The organism is Mycobacterium sp., assembly GCF_039583805.1.
Lineage (GTDB): Bacteria > Actinomycetota > Actinomycetes > Mycobacteriales > Mycobacteriaceae > Mycobacterium.
The window spans coordinates 1-2,078 of record NZ_JAVKSH010000190.1 but is presented as its reverse complement, the minus strand read 5'-3'; the positions used below and the strand labels follow the sequence as shown (position 1 = coordinate 2,078).

Here is a 2,078-nt window from a genome sequence, read left to right as displayed (position 1 = left end):
CATACGGAACGGCCCCCGGCGCATTGGTCATCGGCTGGAATGGCCGCCACACAGCGGTGACGTTGCCCGACGGAACTCCGGTATCCAGTGGTGAACACGGCGGTGTGCGAATCGGTGGCGGTGGGGCCTACCAACCCCAGTTCACCCATCACATGTACCTGCCGGTGGAGTCCGACGCCCTGCAGGACGATCCGCCGCCGGCGCCGGGCATGATGCTGATGGATGCGGTGGCTCCCGAGCCTGCCCCGCCGGGGCCGGAGTTCGTCGACGCGGCGGACGACGAGACGCCTGCCCCGCCGGCGGAACCGGCACCGGCTGGTGAGGATCCGGCAGTGGCCGGGTAGGCCCTACATCACCACGTGTCCGGCGTCGACGGGTAACGTCACGCCGGTCACGTAGCGCGCCCGCGGGCTGACCAGCCACAGCACCGCCTCGGTGACGTCCCGTGACTCGACCATCGGCACGTCGGGTAACAGGTTTTGCGAGATCGGCGACGGCTCGTCCAGCATCCGGGTCACGACGTACTCGTTGAGGATCATCGGCGTGGCGACACCGCTCGGATGCACCGAGTTGACGCGAATCCTGTGCGGCGCATACGCGTTGGCCGCCGACCGCATCAACCCCACGATGCCGTGTTTGGATGCCGCGTAGCCGAACATCGCCGCGCTGCCGTCTCCGCCGCGTCCGATCAGTCCCTGCGACGAACTCACCAGAACGACGGATCCGCCACGGCCCTTGCGAATTATCGACGGGACCGCCGCGATGAGCGTGTGCCAGGCACCTTTGAGGTTGGTGTCGACGATGGTGGTGAACAGCGGCTCGTCGCGGACATGCTTGTTGCCGATCGCCACCACCCCGGCGTTGGCGACCACGATGTCGATCTCCGCGAGTTCGCTGATCCCTTCCTGCACACCGGCTTCCAGCTGGTGCAGGTCACGGACATCGGCAACGACGGGCACCGCCCGGCAGCCCGCGGCCCGGACCAGCCGCACCGTCTCGTCCAGATCGGCTCTGGTTGCCAGCGGATAGGGGATCTCGTCGATGTCGCGGCACAGGTCGACGGCGATGACGTCGGCGCCGTGTTCGGCGAGTGCGACAGCGTGGCTGCGGCCCTGGCCGCGCGCCGCCCCGGTGACGACGGCGACGGTGTTCTCGAGTTCACCCATGCGGGCAACGTACATCGGGCTACGACGAAAGCGCTGTGTCGATTTCCTTTTCCGCGAACGTGACGAGACGGGCGGCGGCGCCGTAGTCGCAGGCGAGCACTGAGCGGCCGATGAGCACCGGTGCGCCGCGCAACCCGAACCGGCCGCTGACCCCGACATAGCTGCCCGGGGGATCGGCTCGCTGATGCAGTACAGCGTGGGTGCGGCGCCCTCGTCGATGCTGTTGCCCAGCCGGTCGGCCAGCGACGTGACCGCCCGGTGCGCCAGCGACAGCAGCGGCGCGTCGGACACGTGCGACAGGTTCGAGGCCACCCATCACGGGTGGGTGCGCTGGGTGACGACCGGCGACCCGGCGGCACGCAGCCGCCGGTCCAGCTCCAGCCCCCACCGCATCACCGCAAGCTTGGACCGCGCGCAGGCGCCCATCACCGTCCAGGCGTGGCGGCGCAGGTGCATGTCGTCGAGCCGCAGCGTCGCCGATCGCTGCGCGTCCGAGCCGACGTTGATGATCTGCGACCGAATCAGCGGCAGCAGCAGATTGGTCAACGCGAACGGCCCGGGCGAGCGCCCGCGCCGTGCCCAGGCCGACACCGTTGGTCGCTCCGGTCACGACGACGCGCTTGCCGGTCATCTCGGGCAGCCGGCTCGACGACCACGCTGACGTCACGGCCACCAGATTGGAGCGCGTGGAACGACCCCGACCCGGCGTGCCCCGCCCGTGGCGCATGGCCTGTCGCCGCAGCAGGCCCACCGCCGCGACACGCCGTCCAGCACATTCACAGATGCACCACAACCTGTGTGCGGTTGCGGTCGTTAACCTGACGGCAGAAGTGTGATGGTTCGACGAGCCAGGGGGTTGCTGCGATGAACGTCAGGCACCCGCTGTCCGCGTCGACACTCGCGTTGGTCGCG

1 protein-coding gene and 2 pseudogenes are annotated in these 2,078 nt (G+C 69.2%); 1 reads left to right on the top strand and 2 read right to left on the bottom strand.

What is annotated here, in order from left to right:
- Window positions 1–344 (top strand): annotated as a pseudogene (locus ABDW21_RS16830) (peptidoglycan endopeptidase); the annotation flags it as partial.
- Window positions 345–347: 3 nt separating this feature from the next.
- Here the strand turns inward: ABDW21_RS16830 and ABDW21_RS16825 are convergent.
- Window positions 348–1,166 (bottom strand): mycofactocin-coupled SDR family oxidoreductase, encoded by an 819-nt coding sequence (locus ABDW21_RS16825; RefSeq protein WP_343602652.1) that lies wholly within the window; start codon window positions 1,164–1,166, stop codon window positions 348–350.
- 19 nt (window positions 1,167–1,185) lie between these two features.
- Window positions 1,186–1,833: pseudogene (locus ABDW21_RS16820) on the bottom strand (hypothetical protein).
- Window positions 1,834–2,078 lie beyond the last annotated feature (245 nt).

Bases quoted from the DNA above. Each gene is read 5' to 3' on its own strand.
- ABDW21_RS16825 (WP_343602652.1), bottom strand. From the start codon at position 1,166: ATGGGTGAACTCGAGAACACCGTCGCCGTCGTCACCGGGGCGGCGCGC.